This window comes from Devosia insulae DS-56, assembly GCF_000970465.2.
GTDB classification, from domain to species: Bacteria; Pseudomonadota; Alphaproteobacteria; order Rhizobiales; family Devosiaceae; genus Devosia_A; species Devosia_A insulae.
In genome coordinates, this window is the sequence record NZ_LAJE02000326.1 from 1 (window position 1) to 5,355 (window position 5,355).

A 5,355-nucleotide genomic window follows, 5' to 3' on the forward strand; every position below is an offset into this window, starting at 1 on the left:
CCGCCACCCCCTCCCCTCAAGGGGGAGGGGAGCTCTCGGCCGGGTTAGCGGACAGTTCGTACACCAGAAAGCGGAACCACCGGCGTCATTGCTGCAAAAGCCTCACGTCCGTTCGGGAGCCATCGCGAACGAAAGGTGCTGCTTCGAGGCAGGCAATGACCCGGTGGAGCCGGGCAGCGCGGGGGCGGCGCTGCTGGCGCTCCTCGCGTCCTGCGGGGAGCCTTTTGCTTGGGCAGCTTCAGTTTCGCTGAAGCGACGATGCCCAGTTCTTGTCCGTCAGCTCTCGATAGCGAGCCGGACGAGTTCGGCGGTGTTGCGTGCGCCGATCTTTTCCATGATGTGCCGGCGATGCACCTCGACCGTGCGGTAGGAGAGGCCGAGATCGACGGCGATCTCCTTGTTGGTGCGGCCATCGACGACATATTGCAGGATCTGCCGCTCGCGATAGGTGAGCGTGCCAAAACCCTTCACCGTGACGGTCGACGGGCCATCCTTGCCCTGTTCGACATGGATGTCGCCGCGGAAGATCTCCTGCGCGGCAACCGCCAGCTCCACAGGTGCATAAGGCGGGGAAAACACCGAGGTCGCGCCGTGCTTCATGGCAGCTACCACCATTTCGGCACGGACATCGGGAGGGGCCAGGAGGAAGGTGTGGATGCCCAGGTGCTGACCGCGGATGGCGTTGAGCGCTTCGAGCGCGTCGGCCATGTCGCGTTCCTCACCGCAGAGCGGCATCAGTACGAGGTCAGGCCGCCTGAGCGCCATGAGCCTGGTCAGAGCCAGCACATCGGGAACCATGGAAACCTGAAAGCCCTGCGCGATAAACTCGTCGCACAGTCCCTTGGATATCCTTGCTTCCGGATGCGTCAAATAAATCAGCCGGTCTCTATTGAGATAGGGCCGATAAGGTATCGAGTCCGCAAGTCTGTCCACTTTGCCACCTGGGGTTGCAGGTCAAAGCTGTTGCCAGTCCGTACCGGCACCAGTAGGTAACGGGGCTCATCCCCGTACCTTCGAATCGCGTCCACATAAGTATTAGAGCACGACTGACAGGAGCCTGACAATGCACAGTAACCGGGTCGTTACCTAGTCCAGCAGTGTAATTTGCGTACCATCTACGGTGATAACGATAGTCATCGATTGGTTCTATTTTGAGCTAAATAGGAAAAACCACTGAGGAGTGTCGGAAAAGCTGAATTCTGCCCTCCGCATTTGTAGCGCAGCTAAAGTTGGCGCAAACGTTTTCGGCGCCGAAGCTTAGCCCGGCCCGACCCGCAGATGCTTGCACAAGCTAGGCTTTTCGCCCGCAGCAAGCACAACAGTGGTGCAAAACCCGGGTGCGGCGATTCACCGGCGCTGGAACTGCGCCTAACAGTGAAGCGTGGGAACGACTCCTGAGAGGGTATGGTTATGTTCAGAAGACTATCGGCCGAAGCATTCGGCACATTCTGGCTTGTATTCGGCGGTTGCGGCAGCGCTGTTCTTGCGGCGGGCATCCCGGAGGTCGGCATCGGCTATCTCGGCGTATCGCTGGCATTCGGCCTGACAGTGCTCACCATGGCCTATGCGGTGGGCGGGATTTCGGGCGGACACTTCAACCCTGCGGTGTCGCTCGGCCTCGCGATCGCCGGCCGCTTTGCCTACAAGGACCTGGTGCCCTACTGGGTGGCGCAGCTGATCGGCGGCATCGCCGGCGCGGCGGTGCTGTTCATCATCGCCTCCGGCACTGCCGGTTTTGTTCCAGCAGGCTTTGCCTCGAACGGCTACGACTTGCTATCGCCGGGCGGCTACGGGCTCACCGCAGTGCTGGTCGCCGAAGTGGTGCTGACGGCGTTCTTCCAGATCGTCATCCTCGGCTCGACCGCCAAGGCGGTACCGGCCGGCTTTGCACCGATCGCCATCGGGCTCAGCCTGACGCTGATCCACCTGATCTCGATCCCGGTGTCGAACACTTCGGTCAACCCGGCCCGCTCGATCGCCGCAGCGATCTTCGCGCAGAACGGCGCGCTCGGCCAGGTCTGGCTGTTCATCGTGGCGCCGCTGATCGGCGCCGCCATTGGCGCCGCGATCTGGAAATACCTGCTGTCGCCGGGCGAAACCCCCGCCAATATCGGCCAGGTCGAATAAGACCAAGTCTTGATACAACAATAGAGGGCCGGGAGACCGGCCCTTCTTCTTTGTGCTTGCCGCGAGAAACCAATGCAGCCGCTGAGCGTTCATCCCGATCGCAGTCCTCATCCGGATGTGGCGGCATGTTCACCCAGCATGGCATCGAACCCAGTTTCACCGATCGACACGAGGCCGGCCGGGCGCTGGCCAACGAACTTGCGACCCTCCATCTCGACAATCCGCTGATCCTGGCGCTGCCGCGCGGCGGGGTGCCGGTGGGGCGTGAGGTGGCGACGGCGCTTGGCGCCGAGTTCGATCTGCTGCTGGTGCGCAAGATCGGGGCGCCGGGGCATGAAGAATATGGCATCGGCGCGGTGGCCGAAGGGGCGCATCCGCAACTGGTGGTGAGCCAGGCGGTGCTCGGGCTAGCCGAGGCATCGCAAACCTACCTCGAGGCCGAACAGGAGCGGCAGCTCGCCGAGATCGAACGGCGACGGCTGTTATGGCGCGGCGGACGGCCGCCGATCCCGGTCGCCGGACGCACCTGCGTGGTGGTGGATGACGGCGTCGCCACCGGCAATACCGCCCGGGCAGCCATCCGGGCGCTGCGCTTCGATGGCGCGGCCCGGATCATCCTCGCCGTGCCGGTGGCGCCGCCCGACGTGATCGAACAACTGGCGCAGGAGGCGGACATGCTGGTCTGCCTCAAGACGCCCGAGCCATTCCTCGCGGTGAGCCTCCACTATCGGCATTTCGGCCAGCTCGGCGACGAACAGGTGATCGAACTGCTGGGCTAGTGCTGCAGGGGCCGCAGATAGTCGGCATAGACCCAGCCCTTGCCACCATTGGGGCCGGTGACGGCGGCCCAGTTGCCCTCTGTGTCATCGACAGAGAGCCGGGCTCCGCGAGCCAGCGCGACAAGTTTGGCGCTGCGCTTCGATGGCTTGGCGCGCACCCATAGCGCATCGACCACCACCTCGTGGGTGAAGCTGGCCGCCGCCGGTGCCGTCATCTCGGGCGTGGCCGGGGCTGCCGGCGTCACCGGCACGAACCGGGCGATATCGAGGGCGATGGCTTTGGCCGGTGGCAAGGCAGCGACGTAGCTCGGGCGGATGGCCGATTTCACCGGCGCCGCGGAAACGGCATCGGCCAGCCGCTCGACGGTAAAGACGGCGCCGGCGGTGATGATGAACCCGGCAGACAGGAGGGTCGTGGCGAACAGGACGAAGGACAGGATGGACCGAGCCATGGTCGGCTCCGTAGAGCCCCGGGCCCAGTCGGAGGCGTTGGCGAGGTCGGTGTTGCCTAACGCAGAACCGACCTCGCAGGGGTGAAGGTCAGCGCGCCAATTTACCAGAAAGGCCCGCGATCATCGTGGTGATGGCCGATCAGGTGCCCTCTCCAATGCTTGAGGGCACGCGCCGCAGCACGTGCAGCAAATACTCCTTACGGTTCAGCGGGTTGTTGTCGGAGCGCCGCCGGCTGGGCGGTGGCCCGGCCACGGCGCGGTAGCCGGCGAAGCTGGTTTCGAGGGCGCCTTCGCCATGGGTCAGCCCGGGCAGCAGCTGCTGCAGCTCATGCACCCGGGCGGCGGCAATCTCGCCTTCAACCACGTAGCTTGCGCCCTCCAGCACCGGCTGGCCGGGCAGTGCCTCGAGCCGCGCCAGCACCGAGAGCGCGGGAGCCAGCGCCTCGGACGGCACATCGATTTCGAAGTGGTGGATCGGCTCGCACACCGCCGTGCCGGCAAGCCGTAGCGCCTCCATCAGCACCAGTGGCGTCAGGTTGCGGAAATCGCCGGCGGCGCTCATCGGCGCCTTGTGGGCCGCGTCGGTGACGCTGACAATCGCGTCGGTCACCTGCCAGCCCATCAGCCCCTGCCGCAGCGTCTCGCCGATCGAGGACTCTATGGCTTCATAGAACGCCACCGGCATGGCGCCGAACATCGCCTCGAGCCTGATATCGAGGCCCGAGCCGACCGGGCCCGGCTCGACGCGGATGCCGACCGTGGCGAGGAACGGGTTGGGCGGCTTGAAGATCAACTCGACCGCCGCACCGCTGCCAAGCGGGCGCTCGACGCAGATCATGGTGGTTTCACGGAACGCCACCCTAAGCCCGTAGTCGGCCAGCAGCGTCGCCTCGATCACCTCCTTCTGCACCTCGCCATAGAGCGAGACGAAGATCTCCTCTTGGATATCGTCCTTGCGGAGGTTAATCAGCGGATCCTGTTCGGCCAGTTGCCCGAGCGCCGTCCACAGGGCGCGGCGGTCGCCGGCCTCCACCAGCGTTTCGAGCGTCGGCGGGGCGAAATGCTGCGCTGCCGGGCGCGGCGCGACGCCGATGCTGTCGCCGATCCGCACATCGAGGCCGCGCAGCCGGGCGATCTCGCCGGCCACCACCCGATCGCGCCGCACCACGGCGCCGCGCTCGAACACCTCGACGCCGGTGACCTTGGCATCGTCGCCGCGCAGTTGCAGGCGCTGGCGGTTATGCAGCGTGCCGGCGAACATCCTGACATAGGCGAGCTTTTCGCCGGCCGGACCACGATCGACCTTGAACACGGCGCCGGAGGGCGGCGCATCGAGATCGGCATGCGGCGCCGGCAGCAGCTCGGCGATGCCTGACAGCAGCGTTTCCACGCCCGCCCCCGAGATGGCCGAACCCATGAACACTGGATGCAGCCGGCCGCCACGGCTCTGCTGCGCCAGCGCACCGCGCAGCCGGTCGTAGGAGAGGCGCTGGTTGTCGACATAGGCGGCCAGCACCGCCTCGTCGTGCTCGGCGAGATGTTCGGCGAGGCTGTCGCGGAAAGCCCCGTCGTCAGGTCCGAACGGGACGAACGCTGCAGCAGCGCTGCCGAGCCCCTGCCCCCTGCCCATCGGCACGATATCCGGCGTCAGGCGCCGGGCGATCGCCGCCAGCACCCGGTCCGGATCGGCGCCGGTCCGGTCGAGCTTGTTGATGAAGATCAGCGTGGGGATCCTGAGCCGCTGCAGCGCCCGCATCAGTACGCGGGTCTGGCCCTGCACGCCTTCGACTGCCGAGACCACCAGCACGGCGCCATCGAGCACGTTCAGCACCCGCTCCACCTCGGCGATGAAATCGGGGTGGCCGGGGGTGTCGATCAGGTTGATCGTCGTGTCATGGGCGACGAACGACACCACGGCAGCCTTGATGGTGATGCCGCGCTGGCGCTCCAGCGCCAGGGTATCGGTCTGGGTATTGGCGCCATCGACGATTCCGAGG

Annotated in this window: 5 protein-coding genes; 2 read left to right on the plus strand and 3 right to left on the minus strand. The window is 65.7% G+C overall.

Going from position 1 to position 5,355, the window contains the following annotated elements:
- Nucleotides 1-276: 276 nt before the first annotated feature.
- Nucleotides 277-798: a response regulator transcription factor gene (locus VW23_RS21800; protein ID WP_069911602.1), complete on the minus strand. Its 522-nt coding sequence runs from the start codon at nt 796-798 to the stop codon at nt 277-279.
- A 612-nt stretch (nt 799-1,410) separates the two neighbouring features.
- Between VW23_RS21800 and aqpZ the strand changes: the two genes are divergently transcribed.
- Both aqpZ and VW23_RS21810 read left to right on the plus strand, forming a co-directional pair.
- A complete protein-coding gene (gene aqpZ / locus VW23_RS21805) occupies nt 1,411-2,127 on the plus strand; it encodes an aquaporin Z (protein WP_069911603.1) in 717 nt (238 codons plus the stop codon).
- A 125-nt stretch (nt 2,128-2,252) separates the two neighbouring features.
- Nucleotides 2,253-2,906 carry a phosphoribosyltransferase gene (locus VW23_RS21810; protein ID WP_069911604.1) on the plus strand — a complete coding sequence of 218 codons (654 nt, stop codon included), beginning with the start codon at nt 2,253-2,255 and terminating at the stop codon, nt 2,904-2,906.
- On the opposite strand, the gene VW23_RS21815 is transcribed toward VW23_RS21810, so the two are convergent.
- Nucleotides 2,903-3,358, minus strand: coding sequence for an SH3 domain-containing protein (locus VW23_RS21815; RefSeq protein ID WP_069911605.1), 456 nt, complete (start codon nt 3,356-3,358; stop codon nt 2,903-2,905). The two genes, VW23_RS21810 and VW23_RS21815, sit on opposite strands and share 4 nt — an antisense overlap.
- Before the next feature lie 139 nt (nt 3,359-3,497).
- Nucleotides 3,498-5,355, minus strand: a 1,858-nt coding sequence (locus VW23_RS21820; RefSeq protein WP_069911606.1) for an elongation factor G, incomplete at its 5' end; no start/stop codon positions are given.